General features: G+C 61.1%; 28 protein-coding genes and 1 tRNA gene. 9 read left to right on the top strand and 20 right to left on the bottom strand.

Features of this window, described 5'->3' with window-relative positions:
* Window positions 1-80: 80 nt before the first annotated feature.
* The 14 genes from ACPPVR_RS21815 to ACPPVR_RS21750 all read right to left on the bottom strand — a co-directional run bounded on the left by ACPPVR_RS21815 (window position 81) and on the right by ACPPVR_RS21750 (window position 8,231).
* Window positions 81-326 carry a hypothetical protein gene (locus ACPPVR_RS21815; RefSeq protein ID WP_426608650.1) on the bottom strand — a complete coding sequence of 82 codons (246 nt, stop codon included), beginning with the start codon at window positions 324-326 and terminating at the stop codon, window positions 81-83.
* A 12-nt stretch (window positions 327-338) separates the two neighbouring features.
* Window positions 339-533: a hypothetical protein gene (locus ACPPVR_RS21810; protein WP_426608649.1), complete on the bottom strand. Its 195-nt coding sequence runs from the start codon at window positions 531-533 to the stop codon at window positions 339-341.
* Window positions 534-1,010: a hypothetical protein gene (locus tag ACPPVR_RS21805; protein ID WP_426608648.1), complete on the bottom strand. Its 477-nt coding sequence runs from the start codon at window positions 1,008-1,010 to the stop codon at window positions 534-536.
* Window positions 1,007-1,222, bottom strand: coding sequence for a hypothetical protein (locus ACPPVR_RS21800; RefSeq protein WP_426608647.1), 216 nt, complete (start codon window positions 1,220-1,222; stop codon window positions 1,007-1,009). The genes ACPPVR_RS21805 and ACPPVR_RS21800 overlap by 4 nt, the downstream gene beginning before the upstream one ends.
* Window positions 1,219-1,992, bottom strand: coding sequence for a hypothetical protein (locus ACPPVR_RS21795; RefSeq protein WP_426608646.1), 774 nt, complete (start codon window positions 1,990-1,992; stop codon window positions 1,219-1,221). Before ACPPVR_RS21795 ends, ACPPVR_RS21800 begins: the two co-directional genes overlap by 4 nt.
* Window positions 1,993-2,003: 11 nt before the next feature.
* Window positions 2,004-2,162 (bottom strand): hypothetical protein, encoded by a 159-nt coding sequence (locus tag ACPPVR_RS21790; RefSeq protein WP_426608645.1) that lies wholly within the window; start codon window positions 2,160-2,162, stop codon window positions 2,004-2,006.
* Window positions 2,125-2,745 (bottom strand): hypothetical protein, encoded by a 621-nt coding sequence (locus ACPPVR_RS21785; protein WP_426608644.1) that lies wholly within the window; start codon window positions 2,743-2,745, stop codon window positions 2,125-2,127. Before ACPPVR_RS21785 ends, ACPPVR_RS21790 begins: the two co-directional genes overlap by 38 nt.
* A 732-nt stretch (window positions 2,746-3,477) precedes the next feature.
* Complete coding sequence (locus ACPPVR_RS21780; protein WP_426608643.1) at window positions 3,478-4,785, bottom strand: AAA family ATPase; 1,308 nt, start codon at window positions 4,783-4,785, stop codon at window positions 3,478-3,480.
* Window positions 4,782-5,642 carry a DUF7146 domain-containing protein gene (locus ACPPVR_RS21775; protein ID WP_426608642.1) on the bottom strand — a complete coding sequence of 287 codons (861 nt, stop codon included), beginning with the start codon at window positions 5,640-5,642 and terminating at the stop codon, window positions 4,782-4,784. Before ACPPVR_RS21775 ends, ACPPVR_RS21780 begins: the two co-directional genes overlap by 4 nt.
* Window positions 5,639-5,803, bottom strand: a complete 165-nt coding sequence (locus tag ACPPVR_RS21770; protein WP_426608641.1) for a hypothetical protein — start codon at window positions 5,801-5,803, stop codon at window positions 5,639-5,641. Before ACPPVR_RS21770 ends, ACPPVR_RS21775 begins: the two co-directional genes overlap by 4 nt.
* A complete protein-coding gene (locus ACPPVR_RS21765; RefSeq protein WP_426608640.1) occupies window positions 5,800-6,090 on the bottom strand; it encodes a hypothetical protein in 291 nt (96 codons plus the stop codon). The genes ACPPVR_RS21770 and ACPPVR_RS21765 overlap by 4 nt, the downstream gene beginning before the upstream one ends.
* A 2-nt stretch (window positions 6,091-6,092) precedes the next feature.
* The gene (locus ACPPVR_RS21760) at window positions 6,093-6,320 is read right to left on the bottom strand and encodes a hypothetical protein (protein WP_426608639.1); all 228 of its coding nucleotides are present in this window, start codon (window positions 6,318-6,320) and stop codon (window positions 6,093-6,095) included.
* A gap of 89 nt (window positions 6,321-6,409) precedes the next feature.
* Window positions 6,410-6,868 carry a hypothetical protein gene (locus tag ACPPVR_RS21755; RefSeq protein ID WP_426608638.1) on the bottom strand — a complete coding sequence of 153 codons (459 nt, stop codon included), beginning with the start codon at window positions 6,866-6,868 and terminating at the stop codon, window positions 6,410-6,412.
* Window positions 6,852-8,231 (bottom strand): tyrosine-type recombinase/integrase, encoded by a 1,380-nt coding sequence (locus ACPPVR_RS21750; protein WP_426608637.1) that lies wholly within the window; start codon window positions 8,229-8,231, stop codon window positions 6,852-6,854. The genes ACPPVR_RS21755 and ACPPVR_RS21750 overlap by 17 nt, the downstream gene beginning before the upstream one ends.
* Window positions 8,232-8,364: 133 nt before the next feature.
* Here ACPPVR_RS21750 and ACPPVR_RS21745 point away from each other — a divergent pair.
* Window positions 8,365-8,449: transfer RNA gene (locus ACPPVR_RS21745), tRNA-Lys, on the top strand.
* A gap of 292 nt (window positions 8,450-8,741) precedes the next feature.
* Here ACPPVR_RS21745 and ACPPVR_RS21740 read toward each other — a convergent pair.
* The 3 genes from ACPPVR_RS21740 to ACPPVR_RS21730 form a co-directional block, all read right to left on the bottom strand.
* Window positions 8,742-9,158 (bottom strand): hypothetical protein, encoded by a 417-nt coding sequence (locus tag ACPPVR_RS21740; protein WP_426608636.1) that lies wholly within the window; start codon window positions 9,156-9,158, stop codon window positions 8,742-8,744.
* Between the two features lie 728 nt (window positions 9,159-9,886).
* Window positions 9,887-10,474, bottom strand: a complete 588-nt coding sequence (locus tag ACPPVR_RS21735; RefSeq protein WP_426608635.1) for a hypothetical protein — start codon at window positions 10,472-10,474, stop codon at window positions 9,887-9,889.
* Window positions 10,475-10,647: 173 nt separating this feature from the next.
* Window positions 10,648-10,887 (bottom strand): hypothetical protein, encoded by a 240-nt coding sequence (locus tag ACPPVR_RS21730; protein ID WP_426616153.1) that lies wholly within the window; start codon window positions 10,885-10,887, stop codon window positions 10,648-10,650.
* A gap of 410 nt (window positions 10,888-11,297) precedes the next feature.
* Here ACPPVR_RS21730 and ACPPVR_RS21725 point away from each other — a divergent pair, with 410 nt between their 5' ends.
* The 3 genes from ACPPVR_RS21725 to ACPPVR_RS21715 all read left to right on the top strand — a co-directional run bounded on the left by ACPPVR_RS21725 (window position 11,298) and on the right by ACPPVR_RS21715 (window position 14,987).
* The gene (locus ACPPVR_RS21725; RefSeq protein WP_426608634.1) at window positions 11,298-11,480 is read left to right on the top strand and encodes a hypothetical protein; all 183 of its coding nucleotides are present in this window, start codon (window positions 11,298-11,300) and stop codon (window positions 11,478-11,480) included.
* 1,763 nt (window positions 11,481-13,243) lie between these two features.
* Window positions 13,244-13,435, top strand: coding sequence for a DUF7662 domain-containing protein (locus ACPPVR_RS21720; protein ID WP_426608633.1), 192 nt, complete (start codon window positions 13,244-13,246; stop codon window positions 13,433-13,435).
* A 1,366-nt stretch (window positions 13,436-14,801) separates the two neighbouring features.
* Window positions 14,802-14,987, top strand: a complete 186-nt coding sequence (locus ACPPVR_RS21715) for a hypothetical protein (RefSeq protein ID WP_426608632.1) — start codon at window positions 14,802-14,804, stop codon at window positions 14,985-14,987.
* A 222-nt stretch (window positions 14,988-15,209) separates the two neighbouring features.
* On the opposite strand, the gene ACPPVR_RS21710 is transcribed toward ACPPVR_RS21715, so the two are convergent.
* Window positions 15,210-16,190 (bottom strand): Bug family tripartite tricarboxylate transporter substrate binding protein, encoded by a 981-nt coding sequence (locus tag ACPPVR_RS21710; protein WP_426608631.1) that lies wholly within the window; start codon window positions 16,188-16,190, stop codon window positions 15,210-15,212.
* 333 nt (window positions 16,191-16,523) lie between these two features.
* Window positions 16,524-17,186 (bottom strand): hypothetical protein, encoded by a 663-nt coding sequence (locus ACPPVR_RS21705; protein WP_426608630.1) that lies wholly within the window; start codon window positions 17,184-17,186, stop codon window positions 16,524-16,526.
* A 324-nt stretch (window positions 17,187-17,510) separates the two neighbouring features.
* On the opposite strand from ACPPVR_RS21705, the gene ACPPVR_RS21700 reads away from it, so the two are divergent.
* From ACPPVR_RS21700 to ACPPVR_RS21690, 3 genes are all read left to right on the top strand, one after another.
* Window positions 17,511-17,681, top strand: a complete 171-nt coding sequence (locus ACPPVR_RS21700; RefSeq protein WP_426608629.1) for a hypothetical protein — start codon at window positions 17,511-17,513, stop codon at window positions 17,679-17,681.
* A gap of 475 nt (window positions 17,682-18,156) precedes the next feature.
* The gene (locus ACPPVR_RS21695) at window positions 18,157-18,399 is read left to right on the top strand and encodes a hypothetical protein (protein ID WP_426608628.1); all 243 of its coding nucleotides are present in this window, start codon (window positions 18,157-18,159) and stop codon (window positions 18,397-18,399) included.
* A gap of 170 nt (window positions 18,400-18,569) precedes the next feature.
* The gene (locus tag ACPPVR_RS21690; protein WP_426608627.1) at window positions 18,570-18,809 is read left to right on the top strand and encodes a hypothetical protein; all 240 of its coding nucleotides are present in this window, start codon (window positions 18,570-18,572) and stop codon (window positions 18,807-18,809) included.
* A gap of 51 nt (window positions 18,810-18,860) precedes the next feature.
* Here ACPPVR_RS21690 and ACPPVR_RS21685 read toward each other — a convergent pair whose 3' ends face one another.
* A complete protein-coding gene (locus ACPPVR_RS21685; RefSeq protein ID WP_426608626.1) occupies window positions 18,861-19,781 on the bottom strand; it encodes a LysR substrate-binding domain-containing protein in 921 nt (306 codons plus the stop codon).
* A gap of 106 nt (window positions 19,782-19,887) precedes the next feature.
* On the opposite strand from ACPPVR_RS21685, the gene ACPPVR_RS21680 reads away from it, so the two are divergent.
* Together ACPPVR_RS21680 and ACPPVR_RS21675 are read left to right on the top strand one after the other, a co-directional pair.
* The gene (locus tag ACPPVR_RS21680) at window positions 19,888-20,211 is read left to right on the top strand and encodes a Dabb family protein (RefSeq protein WP_426608625.1); all 324 of its coding nucleotides are present in this window, start codon (window positions 19,888-19,890) and stop codon (window positions 20,209-20,211) included.
* Window positions 20,208-21,287, top strand: coding sequence for a maleylacetate reductase (locus tag ACPPVR_RS21675; protein WP_426608624.1), 1,080 nt, complete (start codon window positions 20,208-20,210; stop codon window positions 21,285-21,287). Before ACPPVR_RS21680 ends, ACPPVR_RS21675 begins: the two co-directional genes overlap by 4 nt.
* Window positions 21,288-21,289: the final 2 nt, after the last annotated feature.

Genomic DNA, 21,289 nt, shown 5'->3' with positions numbered 1-21,289 from the left:
TTGTCCTTGCGAATTCGTGGCCGAGGATCTCCCCGCGTCCACGCCGCCGCGGATGAGTCGCACGCTTGCCCCTGGAGCTCTCAAACGTAAGATCCGGTCAACTCCTTCAGCGTCTGCCGCGGACCATCCAGTCCATTGGCAGCGGCAGACGCGATGATCGCGCGCAGGTTCGCCACGTCGGCCGCCTTGATTGCCGCAGCGTAGGTCGGATAAGCGGCAGGCGAACCATCGTATGCAACCTTGGCCGTGCCGAGTGCCGTCTGCCGCGCGCTTTCCGCAGCGACGATGTTCAGGCGATGATTGGACTCTTGTGCTGGTGTGGTCATTTCGAGTTTCTCCTATTGCAACGCCACTACGCGGCAACCGATCGGCATGTAACCCGTCGGGATTAGTGGACGCGCAAGATCCTGGATTGCCGCCATCCAATCGGAACTGCGCTTTGCTCGGGCCAATTGCAGCTCTGTCACCGAGACGGTGACATGCTGCTCGTCGGACGTTCGCGGGTTGACGATTTCGACCAGATAGTCGGCCATCTATGCCTGCTCCTGTTTCACGGGGCTGCTCAAGATCACGTTGGCGACCAGCAGATGCCGCTTTGCTTCGACGTCGCCACTCATCAGGCGCTTCACCCATTCGGCATCGCTCAAATGATCGGCCTTCCATTTCGTCGCCATGTCGACCTCGGCCTGGCTGGCCGGACGGCCTTCGAGCGTTTCGCGGATCGACAGGGGCGTGAAACCCACGTCCTTCAACATCTCCGCGGTGCCAATCATCTCTCTCAAATCGGACGATGCCATCGTCGGCGAACCGCCAGCCATAGCGGCCGCGACATCGCTGCCCTTCGCGGCGATCTCGTGCAGGTCCTGGAATTCGCGAACCTGTGCGGGCCCTCCAGAAAGTAGGGATGCCGTCCACTTTGGGTCTGCCTTCAATTCACCGAGGCGCGTTGCTGCTTCGGCCGGTGTCGCTGGAAGCGCCGGCGTGGCGGGAACGAGAGGCTGCTCGGTCATGCCGGCACTCCCTGAAGCACGTTCAGCTTGACGCCCAGCGCTTCGCGCGCCTCAGCCTGGAGCGCCTGAGCCTCGGGATCGTCCTTGAAGGCCTTCGGCAAGCCACCCTTGCAAGGGTGCCAACAGAAAGGGCGACCGGCAGCGATCACACAGCCCTGCTCGTTGCAGGCGGTCGCACAGTTCTCCTTCGTCAAGCCGGGAAACTTCTTCATGCTGCGTCCTTTCGTTCTGTGGTCATTCCGGCAGCGCGCGCGGCCTGCTCATTGAGCCGATCGATCTGCCGCGCCACGTTGCCAATGATTGCCTCGTGTGCCGCGCGCAGCTCGTCGATGCCGGCCGGCATCACCTCGGGTTTGTTTCTCGTCATCTCGGACGATGGTTTTGCGAACGGGAGCACAAACCTGCCGATACTGTCGGATCGCTCGGGGGCCAGCCGATAGATCTCGGCAAGCACCATTCGCTCCCCGGGCCCGAATGCGGGGCCATACGAGTTTTCAGGCCCCATGTTCATGGTCGGAATGACGGTGCCGCTGGGTGTCGCGGCCAACGCCCGCAGCGTGGCCTCGCTGTATTCGCCGTAGGCCTTTGCCATCGCCGCGGCAGCATCAAGCACCGCGGCCATCGCCTTCTCGCGCACGGCAAATTCCTTCTTGAATTCGGTCAACTGCTCGGCGCGCATTTGCGCGGCGCCGGCGGCTGCCGCCTGGCGATCAATCCGCTCAGCGAGCCGCAAGGCCGCAGCCAGTTCGTCCGCAGCCGTCTTGGCGGCCTCGATCTTGGCGCGGTGCCCCGCCAGCTTGTCCGCTGCCCCAGGTTTCCGCTCCGCAGCCTCAAGCGCGAATTCCGCGATCTGCTCCTCGAGCTCGCCAAGCGCACCAAGGGCACAGTCGAGTTTTGCGCGTATGGCAGGCGCACGCGGCACCGTTTTCTCAGGTCCGGAATGCGTGGTGCCGGCGTCTTCGCCGGATTGCTTTCGAAACATGGTCAAAACCCTCACGCCGCTTCGCTACGCTGCAGCCGCTTTTCCGCCAGCGCGTCCTCGATCAGGTTGGCCAAGAACTGCGACACCGGCCGCCGCTCCTCAGAGGCCGCCGCGCGAATAGCGTCGGCAAGCTCAGCTTTTGGCCGGAAACTCAGATGGGGCTTCGACATCATTATTCTCCGTTGTTGACGCGAGCATCTGCCGTTGACGTTCTGCCAGCAACGCACCACGTGTCCGCCGCGGGCGCATGTGGGGACGTCGGCGCTTCGTCCACCGAGGCCGCATCCGGGCCGCCAGTTCCGGATCCTCGACGAATTCGATACGAGCGATGCCGAGCGCTAGGGCGTCCAACACCAGGGCGAGGCCCTTCTCACCGAGCGCCTTGATCGGCTGCGGTGACAACACCTTGCTCGCATACCCGTCTGCCCAACCTGCGATCCGGTCGATCACTTCGTGCGTGATTTCGAGCTCGTCGCGGCGCGATCGCAGCAGCGCCAGCAATTCCTCTTGCGTGGTGACGACCCGCGGCAGCGCAGGCGCCTCGGCCGGTTCTGGAGGCTGTGGGGCGGCCTGCGGTGCCGCTACGTCCTTCGACGGCGTACCAGTCGCCAGCCGCGCCACCCTCGCGCGCTCGAACTGTGGAGACACGCTGAGGCAACGCGAGCGCCATCGCTTGCGACCGCTCGTACCCACGTTGACCGTGATCGCGGTCTGCTCGTCGATATCCTCGAAAATGTCGAGTTGTTCACTCATCGCGAGCCGCCAACCGGTGCGACACGAGGCAGATGTGGACGGAGTTTTTTGGAGAGCGCCGCCAAAATCTGAACGACAACTCATTGAAGGATTTCAGGAAAGCCGCGCGAAAAAGAGAGAGGAGGTCGATAATAGCGGACGGCTCTGGTTCCTCCCCCCACCCACCCCCACCCCGGTCTTTTTGATGGCAAACCATGGGCATTTCGGCACGTTCAGCCGTTTCGCCAGCGGTCGACCGCCTCGCGCGCGCCTGGTCTGCTTCAACAGAGTGAAAGACTGGGTTGGCACCCGCGCGCGAAATCCCTTCCCCTGATTTTTGATCACAAGGTCGCGGAAGGGGAATGGCTGAAAATACCGGCTTTGCGCGCCGTCGGCCTAACCGTGTCTGCAATATGTCTGCGATCAACGCTGCCGATAACGCGGTCTTACCCCGTCGATTGGGCCCTTGATGCGACGATGCTAACGAAGTTAATCCGTTAATTGCTCGACCATGGCCTCGCATAATGCGCGCATGAACACCGACCGGCCCAACGTTAGTTCGCACATGGGCCGAATGAGGTCCTTTCGCCGCATCTGTGGAGATGATTTGCACTGGCCTTTTCAACGTCCTGCTGCTGAATGTTCGGGTTGTTCGGTTCGTGTTCGGTTCGTGTTCGTATTCCCAATGTTCGGTGTTCTGTTCGGTTCGCCCCCTCTATAAGAGGGGCGACCGTACGAACATCATTCCGAACATCATCCTGAGCGGTTGATCTTCCACCTGTCGGCGTACTCGCGGACGAGGCTCTTGGCTTTGAGGGCGGCTCTGGCGTCCGTGAGATCGGCGCGGCGGCGCTCGCCGATGCCGGCCTCCTTGGCCTTGGCGTTCCATTCCTCGGTCAGAAGGCCCGCGGGGCCTGCCTCGTGCAGTAGGGTGAGCATGGTGCGCTGATTGGGCGTCAGCTTGGGTTCCCGCGCCTGTGGGGCTGGCTGGGCCTCTACGGCGTCTGTGGAGACGATCGCGGTGGTGATCGCATCGCCATCCTCGTCCCGGCCGAGCTCGAGCGGCTCGAGCTTGAACTGTGCGATCTGACGTTCCGCCTGGTCGTTGCCCTTGATGACCTCGGCGACCTTGATGGTGTCGCCGCTGATCTGCACCATGACGTCGACGTCGCCGACGTGTGCATTGCTGCCGCGGGCGCCGCGGGTCTCGTCCTTACCGGTGTGCCCGACCAGGAGGATATTCACACCCCCGCGGTCCGGCGCTTCCTGGTCGTCGTCACCAAGGCGAAGATGCACATTCCGTAGATTTGCGGCTGCGCGGTTCTGGTCTCGCGCCTTGTCCTCGTCGCCACCGTTCGCCGCGATGCCCTTGGCGTACGTGTCGATTACAACGATCCCGACCCGAATGCCGAACTTCTGCTCGGCCGCCCAGACGGTGGACACGATCGTTTCGACGCAGGTGGGGCTGAGCAGGTCGATAATAGCGTCGGCCACCGCGATCGGGAGGTCATGCAGACCGTCGCGCTTCTGGTAGGCGCTGAGCCGGCGCTTGAAGAGATCGGCGCGCTCAAGCGCAAAGACCACTACGCCGCAGGCTTCTTTCGCCCTATGGCCCCGCCAATCCCGCTTCCCGGCGGCGTGGACGCTGATCTCGGTCACCAAGGCGGATTTGCCAGAGCCTGGCGGCCCGATCAATGCCAGCGTCTCTCCGCGGTGAACTATACCTTTGAGGATCGAGCGCTTTTCAACAAAGGCTCCGCAATCTTCGAAATAGGTCAACTTCAGCGGTGAGCCGTGGCTGGGCTTCGGCGGCGGTCTCGCCGGCGACGTCTCGGCGCGGGACGAAGTATCATCACGGTCTTCTGAAGGCTCGGAGCCGAATGCATCGAACGAGTCCACCGGCGGCGGCTCGTCAGCACCGAACTCAGCCTCGCTTTGAACAGTCGGAACCGCTTCACGGGGATCCACGTCAGGACCCAGACCAAGATCGGCTAGCGTGTCTGCGAATCTCGACATGGTCACGACTTCTGCGGCGCGCGGCGTTGGTGCGGGAATGTTCATGATGCAAGCGCGCTGTTCATGTCGCCGGCTGCGCGCGGCGTTGCGATAATCACTTCACGCCCTTCAGCGGCCCAACGATTGCCGCATGCCTTGATAGCGCGTGCATTGGCGCCGCTGTCGTCGGTCTCGGCCAGGATGGTCAGGCCGTCGATGCCGGGCAGCACGGGGAAAGTGCCGATCGCCCCGGCCGACCCGAGCGCCCACACAGGGCGAAAACCCAACTGGCGGCCTGCCAAACACGTTTCGAATCCCTCGCCGATGATCAGGCCCTGCTCGACGTCCTCGTCGGCATCGATTTTGATCGCAGCGCCGGAGACCGGGCCGAGCATCTTGCGGTCTATCTTCTTGCCGTCGGGCGTGAGCGCGGTGCGGTGGATGGCCTGCAGCTGGTCGCCAACGATCGAACGAAAGGCGGTGAGCATGCACGGCAGGCGGACACCGGGCCCAAATGGGCAGGATGCATGGAAGCGAACGACGCGGCCGGCAATGTCTTCGGGCAACTCGAGCTGACGGTTTGCAAGATAGCTCTCGACAATCGTTCCGCGCGGCTGCACCGCCTCCTGCCATAGGGCGCGAGCCGTGGAGTTGTCGTTACGGGAAGGCGTGACGGAAACGTTTCGCTCCCGTTTTTCGCGCTCGGCGGGTTGCCGCCCGAGCAGTTGGAGGACGTGCTTGCGGCATCCGCGGAAGTCGTCGCCGGCATGGCTGTAGACGAGGAAGCCGTCGGCGGCAGCGGGTGCAAGCGCGACGCTGAGCGATCGATCACGCGGGCTGTGTCCAGGTCCCGGAATCAGGATGGACGCACCAACAACGTCACCGCCAAGTGCGGCAGCCATGCTGCGAAGGGAGGACGTCATGACCGCGCCTCCTGGATGATCTCGCGCGCCGCACGCACTGCTTCGAGCCTGCTCCCGTAAAGCCAGCCATAGCTGCCCCTAACAACGAACCAGCCACCATGGTCGTCTGGCACGATGTGGGGAATGTTGGCTGCGATAACGTTGGTGCGGAGGGCGTTCACTCGGCGTCCTCGCCGTCAATGAGGCCGAGCTCCTGGGCCTTGCAAAGTGCCTTGGTGACTGCTTCGTGCAAGTCCCGCAGCCGGTTCACCGACATCGAGACGCCCTTGGGCGTCGGCACGTTTGCGCCAGCCTTGTTCATCGCAAACAGGCGGACGTCGACGACGTTGATGGTTTCCTGCCCCGGTGGCGTGAAGGGTTGAAGCGTGACGGCGATGACGTCCTTTCTTCGGTTCTTGAAAAAACGAAATGGGATCTGCTCGGTGAGCTCAGGCTTGCGGGTGCTCATGATCAAGCCGCCCTATCGGGCGCGCGCTCTTGGGCGCGCAGCCAGCGTTCGACGCTCGGCCAGAAATAAGTGACGTCGCGACCGATGCGCGTCACCGGCGGGCCCTTGCCATCCTTCTCCCAGGCGATCAGTGTGAATTCGCTATACGGCCGGCCGCGGAGGCGCTCGCCGAGCTGCTTCGCAAGCTCTTTGCGGGAAATGTAGTTGGTGGTAATTTCCGGGATCGTCATTGTCTGTCGCCTTCGTCTCGTTGACGCTGGCGACAGAGATACGGGGCGACATTGCCGAACGCAGCAAAATGCGTTCCGGCAGAAGTGGCCTATTTGTCGGAAGCTGCTTCTAGAAGCTTTTCGTAAACGCTCCAGATCTCATGCACGCGGCTGTACTTGATCCCAAACTTATCCGCTGCGGCGTTGAGAAAGAATTTCATATCGTGCTTCTTGGTCGCATTGAACCGCATGCGGCGAATGAAGTCGACTATCAGCTTGTCCCTCATCAACGTTGAGGGCCGGCCTGGCTTCTCGAATCTGACTTTTCGCGCCGGCCGCATAACCGGCCATGTCGATGGCGTGCGAGGATCGATTGCGAGCGCTAATAGTTCACCAGAGAAACCGCTCATCTTTTCGCGCACAATCCGCGCTAGCGCCTCGCGGGCTATGCGTTCGGCAGCGCTATTATGTGCCAGACTGATTGACCTGCCCGTATCCACATCAAAGCCCGCCAGAAGCTGAATGCAAAGGGCCTCGTCAGCCATCTTTTCCTTATCGGAGCGCGGCATTGTCAGCGCTCCCCGCGCGATGTGCTGACAGCAGCTCGACGTTCGACGCCGGGTGCAGGATCTTGTCGACAAGCGCTGCCAGCGCTTCGAACACTGCACGCTTTTCGTCCAGAAAGGCCCAACAATCGTAGGTCCCGCGGACGACGGCCATGACGTGACCTAAGCATCGCTCTGCATGATCGGCATCGACTTTTGCTCGGCTCATCAATGTGCGCGCGGTGCGGCGCAAATCGTGCAGCGTCCAATTTGGCATGGGCTCGCGACCGTCTGCCCTGCGCCGCTTCGCAATCTCGGCATCAAGCGCGCGCTTGGCTTTGGAAAATCCGCTGAACGGGGTTTTGCCGCCATCACTGGAGAAGATAAATCGGGCGCCCTTCTCCACCTTGCCGATCTCATCGAGCGCGGCGACAGTAAGCGGAATGACATGATCCAACTTTGTCTTGTAGCGATCGCCCGGGATCTTCCACACGTTGCCATCGTCAGCGTGGGGAAGCTCTAGTTCGGCCCCATGCATGCCAGATGCTTCGTTGCGTCGGGTCGCCGTGAGGAGCAGCGCTTTGATGAAACGCGGATAGCAGGCGGGAACGTCCTCAATGGTCTCCAGCGCTGCCCAAAGATCGCGGATTTCATCGTCCGCCAGAACGCGCTTTCGCTGGCGGTCTTTCGGCTTTGTCCGTGCCATGCCTTGTACGATTGGCGTCTTAAATTCGTCGTCACGCGTAGCATACCAATTGAATGCCTTCCGGACATAGGCGAGCGTCCGGTCGGCCATCACGGGCCCACCTGCGTCGCCATCTTCTCCGCCCTCGCCGTCGGCGATGGCGTCAAGCATATTGATGACGTGAGATCGCCGGATTTCGTAAATGCCAATGTCGCCGATCTCCGGCTTTACCAGGCGCTCGAACGTGTGCTTGATTTGATCGGTGCTGCGGAGCTTGGCCTCCTTCTCGACATAGCGGGTCACGAACATGTCGAGCAGGCCGGCCACGTCGAGCCCGTCGGGCTTGTTGCCGTCCTCCAAGCGCCGCGTGCGCTCCGGCCGGGGATCCTCGCGGTTACCCTTGGTGAAGTCCTTGACCAGCTGTTCGGCCTCCACGATCGCGGCCCGCACGGTCAACGATCCGCCCTGCGCGTTGGCGTCCCACCGGCCGAGCGTCTCGAGATAGCCCTTCCCGTCCTTCCGGTGGAACAGCACGAAGGCCTTGGTCCCCGCCGCGGTCACACGGACAGCGAAGCCCGCCGGTGCCTTCTTGCCCTGGAGTGTCGCGCCGCTGAAATAGTACAGCGTGCTCGCCCTCGGCTTGCCGTGCTGGTCAAGCTTCGGCTCAAGTTCGCCCACGATTTTCTCGCTGATGTTCGGCATCGCCGCGCCCCCGTGTCTGCAGTATGTCTGCACGTCGGAGCATATGTGAGCTACAGCGAGCTACAACGAAAATCATGGGGTCGATGCGAAATACCAGTGGATTGCAGGGCCTTCTCCCGCAGACACGGGAAACGAGTCTGCATCAATGGGTTAGGTCACCGTCCTGATTTTGACTTTTAATCACGGGGTCCTGGGTTCGAGCCCCAGCGCGCTCACCAATAAAATCAATACCTTACGCCAAATATTTGATCGCTTAAGAAACCCACGTATAGGCACTGTGTTGGCAAATCGATTGCCGGCCTAGCAGCGAGGATGGCCCTGCGATAGTTGCTCGCGATCGACGGCAGGCCGGCGCGCTCAAGCGGTAGCGCCGACGCCTCCGCCAGATCCAGGCACAGCCGCTCCATGCGCGCGAGCTCGTCGATGTCGTGCTGATCGCCACATGGGCGCCGATGAGACTCCGGCGCCCACGCTCTCGTCAAGGTAGCTTCTTCGGCTTGTTTGTCGCGATCAGTTTCGGCAAATGCTGAAGGGCTTCGCTGTCCCGACCCCGGAAATAGTCGATCGCGCGGTTCGGCAGCCATTCCTCACGGAAGTGCCGGCGAAAGTCTGCCAGAAGGCGCTCAGGATACGCCTTGGGCCAGACACGGCGGCCGTCCTCGTAGATGTGCAGAAGGTCGGCACGACGTCGGTATCGATGCCGTGCGCCTCTCTCAACCACTTGCAGAACATCTTGCCGTGCGAGATGTCGGGCAACATGTGCTCCAGCAGCGTGTATCCCATGAGCTCCACAGGCGCGATCAAAAGCTGGGTCATCTCGGTGAGGACCGAGAAGTGTGCGTCGCGTGGTAAAGGCCCGCGGGTGTCGAATAATTGCTGGGCGTTCGCGACCTGCTCGTGTTGTGCCAAGACCATAAGTGCAGCCACAACGTGAAGCCTCGGTTGCCTACGTCGATCGATGGCCGGATGAGATCCCGGTTATCCGAGCTGGAGCCGCGGTTCATCTGCCATGTTTGCGGCAAGCGCGGCGCGATACTGTGGGGTGGCGGCGCGGCGACGACGATGGCAATTCGCAGATAGTTGGCGGCGTGTTCGAAATCACTTCGCTGGGGCAGGTTTCCTGACTGACTTCTCTGGGGAATTGTGATCAACCACTCGGACGCCTAGAATCTCGTATATTCCCTGCACATAGTGAGTCGGGGGACGCGGCCGTGGGTATTTACTTACTGTCTCTCGCGGCGTGCGTTGTTGGGATCCTTATCTACATTGCATTCTGCCGATAGGTCCGACAACGGGCGCAACAGTTGCATTGAAACCTCAGCCGAAGGCCGAAATTAAGAGTTTCGACTGCTTGCTTTTGACTGTGCACGGATGAGCGCGTTCAACTCCCAAGACGGAGGTGAGCGTGATTACTTGGCTGCTTGTAGTGCTCATTGCTGCCAGCGCGGCGGTCTTGATCGCCCACGCAATCGACGCTCTGCGCTCCTGAAGGCGTGCTTCGTTCAAAGCATTAGCACTCCAATCGACGAGAGAGCGGGCTCGTCCGGGCCTTGAACCGCCAATCGATCCGGCAGACCCCGCCAAGGGTCGCGGCCCAAGCTCAAGCCGGGCTATCACACCCAACTGCCAGCATCCTCTGATTTGGTTGACAAAGTCTAGCCCCACGGAGGCGCCTCGGCGCGTCTAGTCCCAGAGGCCGCGGCTGACGTGATCGCCCCGTGTCCCGCCAAATCGGGGCTCAATTCGCGATAGCGGTAAAATACGTTCGCTCGCACGAGGACGCGGCTGCGATCTATTTTCCCGCCTCCAGTAGGACGCCCTTGGCAAATGTCGCCAAGCGATACGCCGCGGCGCAGACTGTCCTTGATTTGATCGAAGACCGGCAAGATTGAGTGAACAGGCGGAGTGGCGGCGTGATGGCGCCAGCGAGCGAGGCATACCCGTCTCCCCTTGTGAGCCATGAGCTTGTCGCCTGACATGGGGTGCAGACCCTTCAGGCACAGTTCTTGAGCCTTCTTTCGCTTCGCACTGTTGACCGATTTAAGAAGATCGGCGGCCTTGCCATTGATCTTTGCCAAACGCATCGCTTCAACACCCCACTCAGGATGCAGTTGGCGATGCTTCTTGAAGCGCTGTGGAGTTACCAATGCTGGGCCACATCGCTTGTCGCCAGATGTAAACCTTCGCAGCGTCTCTCCCGCCCTCAACCTCCGCATAAATTCGTCCGCCAGATCAGCCGGCATGCCGGGAGGCACATCCAGCCACTTCAGTCGGGCCGCACTACGCTCCTCATGCGATCGATATGCTTGGACACGGGACATGCTCGCCTCCACAAAACGCAGAATTGCGCTGTGGGAGGCGGCGCCTGAGTCGGGGCGCTACCGTGACGAAGAGGCTGCTTCGAGCTTCGCGAGCTTCAGTACCAGTCGCGGTTGTTTTGAAAGCATGCCTGCTTGGTGCGATCCCACACGAAATCCGGACCGCCGCAGGGAGGACGTGGGCGCGATGTTGCCGGGCACTCGTTCCGTACCTTAGCGCCGGTACCCCAGCCATCAACGACGCAGGCGCCGCCGCTTGTGCGGTGACAACCCATACCACAGTCGCCCGCCGCATGTGCCTCACCAACAACCATGAAGGCAAAGGCCGCAACGAGCATCCCTTGTTGGATTTTGATCACTGCCAGACTCCTCTAAAAAGTATGACCTAGAGTGCGCCAAGGACGACATTATAGCCCTCGCACGGCCTCCTGGGGCCAACAATCTGACGCCCGCGATCTCTCGGCGTTCGCAAGGGCCGGATGAGATCCGGATGTCCGATCTGGAGCCGCGGTTCATCTGCCAGGTCTGCGGCAAGCGCGGGGCCATTCTCAGGGGTGGCAGCGAGGCCACGATTTTGGCCATCCGGTAAAATAAAAACGGTCCCAGCACCTCTACATGCCGGGACCGTTGGAGGGCCTGACGGTAATGGAATCGCCAAGCATTTCGAGCCTAGGAAAATTCGGCAATCTGTCTGTTCACTTTTGAACGCCAGCTATAGAGTTCCATCGGTAGGAACGGAGTAGCTGCAATGAAAGACATGCAGGCTCAGCTGGAGAAGCTCCGCGCGGATGCGGCCGAGTGTGCTCTGATCGGTGATCTGGCGACGGATCCAAAGAAGCGAGCACTATTCACCGTGTTGGCGGATCACCTGAGAGTGCTCGCCGCCGAGGTTGAGCGTGCGCTAGCGGAGGGCGTGAAGAGCAAGGGTTGACACATGGCTGGGTGCGGCCTCTCGAGGAGCCGATAGAGGTAGACGGGCGCCGGCTGGTGACGTTGCTAGACGCGGGCGAGTTCATCGCGGCGCTGCCGAAGAAGGAGCACGATACACCGGAGTGGCGAACAGCGATGGAAGCCCTGCTCCTAGTGGTCGAGCGCGGCGGACCCACGCTGTATCGGCGATCTCATCACAGATAAAAGCCGAGGTCCGGTCTGTGATGTTCTATTAACGCACGCGTAGCCGGTTGAGTTCTGTTCAAGTGTACACAAAGCCCACTGAGGCGGCCTCATTTCATTACCAGAAACATATAACCCATGATGCAGACGAGCACGGTGCACCAGCCGTACCAAAGGACGAAAATCCATCTGTCCCGCCGTTTCCACATTGGGAAAATGTACGAGGCAGAGCGGGGCAGGTTTCGTTGATCTGGATCACAGCCAGAACAAATTAGGCCACTCCCTAAATCAAACTAGGCCACTGCGGTCAGAAACAGGCCAGCGCCGATCGCCGGCCAGAGCGACCCCGGCGTCCCCCTATGCCAGCCTGGCCGGGGCCGTCTCTTCTCACCATCCTAAGGCGTGTTGCACATGACGCAGTACTGCTGCCGTGCTCTCAGTGAGTGGCCACCATTCCAGCGGTGATCCGCGGCATAGGCCGCAACGCCAGCAAGAATGATAGCAAATCCGACCCTGCCCATATGCGATGATACCTGGCCTCGTGCTTTTTCAGTCCTGTTCCTCGGGAAGCGCCATGTTCAGGTAGAGGACAACTCCCACCCAGATCATTGCAGTCGCAATGGGGACAAAAAACGCGCATGCCACGAGATGAGACACGGCCGCTCCAAGAATAACCTACGGGCTCAAATTTCTGCGCGAAAATGTCGTCTGACGAAAAACGTCAACGCTCGCGGGAGTTGGATTGGCTTAAAGGGAAAAGCCGCAGCGCGGTTCCAGCCCCACTGCGGCATTCCCGGGCATCTAGAAATATATCAGTACTCAAATCTCGCCGGTGTTCTCACAGTAGAACACCCCGTTCCGAATAAGGACTCCGTACAACTACCGGAATCCGCTGTTCCACGCATTGTCATTAACGGCCGAACATGACACGGCTCGTTTTCCAGCCCCCAATGCTCCCGGCTGCCGATCCAATTGCGGATCAGAGTGACCAGGAGTGCTAGGCCCGCCATCGCCACCGGCGGGCCTTTTGCTGTCACCGCCTCAACCGCCGGCGGTGCGTCATCAGCCGTTGCCGGTCGCGCTTTCTGTGTGCTCGTCGCCTGCGCTTCATTGGTCGCGTTCCGCCAGGAGGCGGAGCTTCGCCGCGAGCCGAGGGTCGGAGGTGCTAATCCAATACGTTACAACCTGGGGAAAATCTGCATCACGTCAGCGTGCCTGCATTTTCCGAATCGACATTCCGTGGTCGCTCTCCTATGCGCCGCGTCCAGGAGAATAGGCGTGAGCCAGTTTCTGTCGATGTTCCTGCTTGCCACCGCCCTGACCCTGACGTTGTGCTTCGGGGTAGCCGCTTGGCGTGCGTCGTCGGACAGAAACGCAGACATCACCGGCACCGTCCTACATCAATACGGATCGAGACCTTGATCAGAGGGTGCCGCGAAAGCCGACTCCTGAGCCGCGGCGGGTCAAAAGATCTACAGTGTCAATCCACCGCGTTATGTCCGTTTACGACCCACTGCAACGGAAACTGGAGAGCGTGCGCGCGAGCAAGTTGTCCAATTCACGTTCTCAGAAATCGAAGCCGTGCTCAAAAGGCCATTGCCTGCCTCCGCCTACAAGTTCAATGCATGGTGGGCAAATGAAAGCTCGCGCAAAGCTGGCCACAAACAGGCCTTGGCTTGGCTCGACGCTGGGTTCAAGGCGAAGGTGTCTGAACCATCGGGCACTTCAATTTCAACGGCCGTGACGGGCTTTGCGCGCTCGCGCTGCGATTGAGACGCGGCAGAATTATGCTACCGAGCCGTTTCGACCGCCCAGCGCGTTAATGCTACCTGGCAAGCTCAATTCCGGAGCTCGGTTGCGCCGCCCTGTTGTTTAAGTAGGCTGCCTCTACCGGACAATTGCCCCCGCCCCCGTCCGGGCCTAACCCCAAACGAGGTCGACGCGCCATTATACTCGGCGCGTCGGCTGCGTTTCTAGGCAGACGAATTGCTCACCTTTTGTACCTGATCCAAGCGTCGTCGTCACTGATCCAAGTATGCTCCCCCGTCTTCAAGTCCAGGAGCACATGTCGTCCGCACTCCGGGCAATGGTTCGGAAGACGCGGGCTCACCCAACATAGGCGATGCCCGCAGCACGGCATGTGTAACAGCCGGAACGGAATGCGCTCATTCACGCCAACGCTTAAGACGCCCACCATTCACACTTCTCCATCACGCGCGTATCGGGCGCATTCTTGCGCGCGCCGCTTGAAATGAATTCCGACTGTGGCATCGACATCGGGCTGAAGTTTGACTAATGCGACGCAACGCTCGTGTTCCGGTGCTGGAACACAGGGCGCCGTGCGTCTTTTATGATCGACGTGCTCATCATAGCGGCAGTTGGGCTCTTCCCCGACGACGACGCTTCGAATTAGGGGCAATCGGCGCGCGGAAGTGGTGCAGCATGCTCGCAAGCTTCAGAGAGGCGGCGTTGAGACCGAGGATCCAGCTGTTGTTGGTTCCGGCGCCGCACTGCCTCTGCGGCGTAGCACTCGCACGTTTGAACGTAAGCGGCGAAGTTCAGCCTCCACTTCAGCTGCCGCACATTCGACGCTCAGTTTCCGCAGTTCATCCATCGCCGTCTGAATTTCTGCGTCTGATAACGGCGCGGGCCGCCGCGAGAAAAAAGCCAACTTCATAGGATCTCTCGCTAGTCGTCGGCGGGCAGGTGACCTGATCAAGCATAGTCCACATCAATGGTTCCAACTCAGAATTAAGCCCCTGCATTTTTTTGACCGACGCCGGCAGAGCCGCAAGCATTAACGCTACCTGGCAAGCTTAATTCCGGAGTTCGGTTGCGCCAGTCGGTTGTTGAAGTAGGTTGCTTCTACCGGACAAATTGCCCCCGATACCCCGGTCCGGGTTTACCCCAAGACGGAGCCGGCGAGCGATCATTCTCCGCTCGCCGGCTTTGTTCCTCCTTAGCGGTGATCCTCTTATGTTGCTGTACGGTATCGCCGCGGTGTGCGTAGTTCTCCTCCTGATCGTCGGAGCCGTCGCGTTCGTTTTCACCAGCTTTGATCGGACAGACGAGGATTAACTGTCAGGTCCGTGTCAGGTTTTTAAGGTAGATGCGGTCTGCGGGTGATACCGAGGCCGACATGCACGACAATCTGGAAAAACAAATCAGCATCTTAAAGGCTGAACGCGACATTGCCCGCCACGAATTGTCCGAGCGTAACAAGCTGGTTGACGAGATTCGAGCCGCTGTTACGAAACCTGATGATGCACAGCAAATAATCGCTTGGCTGGTCAGTCGTCTCGAACATGCTAGTGCAAGCCACTGATAGCAGCCCGCGCTACCTCGATCAGGTTGAGGTGGAAGGCTCGTGCTCGATCTGCCGCACTGTCATATCAATTGCTTACAGCAAGTGGCCAAGATCTCGAAGAAACCTCGTGAGGGCAATCCGCACACACGACGCGCAGAAGCTCGCGGACGTTCCGAGCCATTAGGAATCGACAAGTTGCGAGCTGCGCGGGACGCCGCTTTGCGGACGCTCGGCCGGACCTCATTGGGCCCTGATCTTTGCTGACCTGATCACCTTGGCCCAATTCTCAAGTTCGGTTTCAATTTGCATGGCAAATTCCTCCCGAGTGCTGCCGACCGGAGCGAAGCCGAGTTCTACCAATCGCTCCTTCACGTCCGGCTGCCTCATGCTTTCGGCGATCACCCCGTTGAGATAGGCGATGATTTCACCGGGCGTTCCGGCTGGGACAAAGATACCGAACCAGTTGTCGAACTCGATCTCCGGATGGCCTTCCTCCGCCATGGTCGGCACATTCGGGAGCGCCTGCAGCCGCCTCGGGTACGCGACCGCAAGCGCGCGCAAATTGCCCTCCTTGACTTCCGGCACGATCGGCGCCGGCGCAGCGAGGCACATCGACGTGTGGCCAGCGATTGTCGACACCATCGCTAACGCTGCACTGTTGTACGGTATGTGCATCAGGTCGAGGTCGAGAGACTGACGCAATTTCTCTCCGAGCAGGTGTCCCGGCGACCCCACCCCCGCCGTCGCATAGTTGTAACTGCCGGCTTTGGCTCTGATGAGAGCGATCAGGTCATTGATCGTCCGTGCCGGCACGCCAGGATATAACGCAAGCACGATGGTCGTGCTGACCGCGAGCGTCACCGGATCGAAGGACTTGTTGGCATCATAGGGAACGTTGTCGTACAGGAGGGGATTCGTCACGAGGCTCGGCACCGCTACGAGCATCGTATATCCGTCAGCGGCAGCCAGCGCCGCACGGCCCATCCCAATATTGCCACCGGCGCCGCCGATGTTCTCGATGTAGAACTTTTGTCCGGTTCGCTCCGAAAGCTTTTCTGCGAGGATGCGACCCAAGACATCGGCGTTGCCACCGGGGCCGAACGGGACGATCATCCGCACGGCCCGGACTGGATAGGTCTGCGCGACGGCGAAGCGCCCCGAAGCGGCCAACGCGGCAGCGCCCACCGCCACCTGCAGATAACGCCGGCGGAGAAGGTTCACGGCATCCTCCCGTTCCGCCGAATGCTATCACCAATCAGCCGTTTTCACTCTCTCCGGCCGATCCATTTCGGCGCGAAAAGCACACGAAGTCTGGAAGCAAGGGGGCACACGCTGACCATGTCAGAAGTGCTGACATCCATTCTGCAACTTGCGCCGAAAGCACGGAGGCATAGCATCGCGGATGCCGGGGCTGGCCAATATTTCACGTATTTTTTAAACCCGGCGGGCCGCAGCGTCGAAAGGTGCTGCGGCCCTTTGGTGTGCGAAATCCGTCAGCGTGAGCCCGCGGGCGACGCTAACGCGAACAGTCCCAAGCGTTTTTCTAACGTGCCTTCAGCTTTCCGGGGCTGGAATTGTAGCTGGCGCTGGCACAGTCAGGGGAGCGCCTCCAACCGAAATGGGCCCCATAGATTTCGATTGCCGAGCCATCCGTTTGCGCATCGCTGCGGACAGTCCATAGCGGGCATGCGCCTTTCGAATGGAGGACGTGACGTCCGACATCATTGAATTTTGCAGCGTGTCGATCTTCGCGATGAGCGTGGAAAGCTGCGATGATATCTTCCTCACATCGACCCGTTCGTCCGTGATGCTCTGTCGCAGAGAAAGGAGCACTGTTGAATCTTGCTGCTGCAGAGCCGCACTTTGCTGCAACGAGTGATTATTCTCCTGCAGCGAAGCGGTGTGTTGCTGCTGGGCCAACTGAATGTCCTTCAATGCAGCGACAACCGGATCCGATTTTGGTGCGGACACGTCCCAGCGCGGAAGCAGTTCAGCCAGGCTGCTGATATTCGGTGACGGAAAATCAAACCGCGACGTATAGAGGGCTGAAGAGCCATTTATGATGGCCAAGGCACACACCGACAGTGCCAGGACCCATTTCCGGCTGGACCGCTTGATCAGTACTGGAGCTTCTGGAGCCGCGACTGTGAGTGCGAGCGCTGCGGGGTCCAGTAGCTCGGTGAGCCCTTGTGTTTCAGATGTCGTGGTCACCTGCATTGACCCCAAATGAGCGAGCAAAAGGAAGCCGTCGGCGGAACGTCCTCGCGACGACTCCTCTACGCAGCACCCATCTACAACTGTCCAAAATTGTGGGCTTTTCGGATTAATTCCACGTTAGCGACGTGGCCGCCCGGCATGCCCGGCCACCCCGGCCGAACACGGGGCTATGCGATCGAATGGCCCGAGCGGCGTGTTCCCGGCTCTCGCCGAAGCAAAGTGTTGTGCTCACCTGACGAATGGGGCAGCCTACTTCGAAGCGCGACAAAAGCCGAAGACAACTCACGCCAAAAGTGTAGGATTCGACAAAACGGGAGGAACGGCATGTTTGAAATCAGCGGTTTCGACACGGCGGGCGTCGTCAGCCTCAAACGGCTGTCGCTCGCCGCCGCCCTCAAGAAGGCCAAAGAGCTGATCGAGGACGGGTGCCGGGACGTTCAGATCGTTGATCCAAATGGTCGCGTCTACACCTCGTTTGAGGAACAGGCCGCCTAGCCACCCCGCCTCCCTCATCTCCACCCCGCGAGCAAGTTCGGTTGTTAGCCGCCCCGGCCGACATTGGACGAGGCGCTATTCAGCCAGCGTTGCGTCGCAGCGTCACTCCACCCGGGGACCGCGAAGCGCGCGCGAGAATTCACATCCGCGCTCGGACGATCCACCGCCGGTTGGCGCGCATGAGAGTGACGAACCGCCGCTGCGTTTGCAGAGGTGCACAGGACAATCAAGAAACTCATCACCAAAACAGAGCGCATCGCATCAGCTCCAATCGCGCAGCCGCTCCCTCTGATCTGATGCGCCGATTGTTCCGAGACAATCCGTAGCGGCTTCACAGCTACGAGAGGGACGCAAAAGCAACGCTGTCGCGGCACCACCAGCCAGCCCTCAACTCCCGCGCGCCCCACCGTTGCCAATCAACTCGTTTGGGAGCACGCTCACTCCAGGCGCGCAGACGCCGCACAGGGAGAGACACATGAAAGAACCGGGCCTGGATGGTCGCCATCGGGACAAGGATGGCGCGATCAGCAAGAAGCACGGCAACACGCTGGTGGGTACATTGCGCAAGATCTACGGCAAGGGGTTTGCGGCCGGTTATCCGGATACGACCCAGCTCAGTGAGGTGCTGGCTCAGTTGAACGAGACGTCGCTGAGCCAGTTGCGTCGCGATCACGACACCGGGCATTTGGGGCACAAGATCGACCACGCCCCGAAGTGACGGGCTCCACTCGGCGAACTCCACATCGCGCACAGCCTTGGTACCGCGCAGCGCCCGGTTAGCGCGATGCAGTGCCTGAGGCGGAAGCAGATACCGGCAAGCTCTCGACCGCAGTTGCGGTTTGAGCGTTCGGACACATGGCGCTAGGATGAGCCTTTACGGAGGCTCATTTGAAACAGGTCATTATCGTCGCTGCCCTCGCGCTTGTTGCCATGGCGCCCGCGCGCTCGCAGGCGCTGGTCGATCCCGGCAAGGTCGCCCCCGAATATCGCGAGGCCGCCGAAAAGCGCCGGGCTGAGCAGATGCGTCAGCGCGAATGTGCGCTGAAGGCAGATCTCGAAAAGGTGCTGCCCAGGGATCGCACGGACTATCTCAATCGCTGCCTGGGCGCGCTGGCTGCCAAGCAATAGCGGCTGATACGGCAGTTTTGACGAACTGAGCCTGCCGCCTTGTCGCGTGGGTTACGTGGCGTCCATCCAGATCCCCGCATCCGAATGCGCGCGGATGTGGGCGACCAGAAAATCGGAGAACACCCTGATCTTGGCCGGCAGCCGGACGCGGTTCTGATAGGCCACGTTCATCGTGAGCAGCGGCAGCTCCCAATCCATCAGCACTGGCACGAGCTTGCCGGCCGCGATGTCGCCCTGCACGATGTAAAGCGGCTGGATCAGGATGCCGAGGCCCGCAAGCGCCGCACCGCGGATGACCTGGCCGTCATTGCTGTCCAGCGCCGGCGCGATGCGCACGGTCTGCGCCGCATTGCCTTGCTGAAGCCGCAGCGAATAGGGATCGTTGGCAAGGTTGTAGATCAGCATGTCATGGCGCGCGAGATCGGCCGGATGCTCGGGCTGGCCGTGCGTGGCAAGATAGGACGGGGCGGCCGCCAGCACCCGGCGCATCTGTCCGATGCGGCGAATGATGATGTTGGAGTCGGGCTCCTGCTCCCTGGTGCGGATCGCAACATCGATGCCGGCCTCGATGAAATCGGGATAGCGGTTGGCGGCGATGATCTGCACGTCGAGCTTGGGATAGAGCTTGCGAAACGCCGGCAGCATCGGCGCCATGTAGATCATCGCAAAGGACAACGAACTCGTGACGCGCAGCATACCCTTGGGCGACAGCGCGCGGTCGCTGACGGCATCTTCGGCCTCGGCGAGTTCGTTCAGAAGCGTGCTGCAACGCTGCAACAGCTCCTGGCCGGCCTCGGTCAGCCATTGCCGGCGCGTGTTGCGCTCGATCAGCCGGACCGCGAGCCGCTCCTCCAGCGCGCTCAAGTGCCGGCTCGCCGCCGCGTTCGACATCCGCAAGACGTCCGCAGCCTTGGAGAGGCTGCCGAGTTCGGCCGTCCTGGCGAAAACCTCGAGCTGGAGGAGACGGTCCATTCTTCCTCATATCGGAAAAGAGACTTACGATTTTTGGCCTTTATTTCCGATTTCTGCAAGGCAAAATGGGGCCAACAAGCAAGATGCAGGTGAGGAAATCTGGAAAATGTCGGGCCCGATCAAGCACATCGTGATGTGGCGGCTGCGCGGGGAGACCCAAGCGGAGCGCTCGGTGGCCCGCACCAAGGTCAAAACCCTGTTCGAGGGCCTCAAGGGCCGGATCGACGGCCTTACGCATATCGAGGTCGGGGTCGACGTCAGCGATGTCGATTATGCCTGCGACGTTGTGCTGGTCTCCGAGTTTACTGACAGTGCTGCCTTGAAGGCCTACGCCACCCATCCGGAACACCTGCGGGTGCGGGAGGAGCTCGGCGACTTGCGGATCGGTCGCTTCCAGGTCGATTATCCCATCAAAGAGACCGGCGCATGATCGGTTCGTTCACCTTTGAAAATCTGCCCTGCCGTGTCGTGTTCGGCAGTGGAACGTTGGCTGCGGCCAAGGCCGAGGTCGAGCGTCTCGGCGGCAAGCGCGCGCTCGTGCTGACGACGCCGCAGCAGGAAGCCCAGGGCGCCAAGCTCGGCGCCGCGCTGGGCCCGCTCTATGCCGGCATCTTCGCAGGCGCCACGATGCACACGCCGGTCGAGGTGACCGCGCAGGCCCTCGCGGCGATGAAAGCGTGCGATGCCGACTGCGTGGTCGCGCTCGGCGGCGGCTCGACCACGGGCCTCGGCAAGGCGTTGGCCCTGCGCACCGACGTCAAGCAACTCTGCATCCCCACCACCTATGCTGGCTCCGAGATGACCCCGATCCTCGGCCAGACCGAAAACGGCCTGAAGACCACGGTGCGCGACACAGCCGTGCTGCCTGAGACCGTGATCTACGACGTCGACCTGACGCTGACGCTGCCGGTGGGCCTTGCCGCCACTTCCGGCATCAACGCCATCGCGCACGCGGTGGAGGCGCTCTACGCACGCGACACCAATCCCGTGACCTCCCTGATGGCGGAAGAAGGCATCCGAGCGCTGGCGCGCGCCCTGCCCGCCATTGCCGCCAAGCCCGACGATCGCGCCGCCCGCAGCGATGCGCTCTACGGCGCCTGGCTGTGCGGCGTCTGCCTCGGCACCGTCGGCATGGCACTGCATCACAAGCTCTGCCACACGCTCGGCGGCACCTTCGACCTACCGCATGCCGAGACCCACACCATCGTGCTGCCGCATGCGCTCGCTTACAACGCACCCGCCGCGCCCGAGGCAATGGCGCGGATCGCGCGCGCGATCGGTGCTGCCGATGCGGCGCAGTGCCTGTACGATCTTGCCGGCGGGCTCAACGCCAAGCTGGCGCTGCGCGACATCGGCATGCCCGAAAGCGGCATCGACAAGGCGGCCGACCTTGCCGTCACCAACGCCTACTGGAATCCGCGCCCGCTCGAGCGCAGCGCCATCCGCGACCTGATCGCGCGCGCCTGGGCCGGCGAGCCGCCAGCCGCAACCAAAGCTGTGGCGTGACC

The sequence above is a fragment of the Bradyrhizobium sp. McL0616 genome (assembly GCF_049993385.1).
GTDB lineage: Bacteria > Pseudomonadota > Alphaproteobacteria > Rhizobiales > Xanthobacteraceae > Bradyrhizobium.
This window is presented reverse-complemented; position numbering and strand designations above follow the sequence as displayed.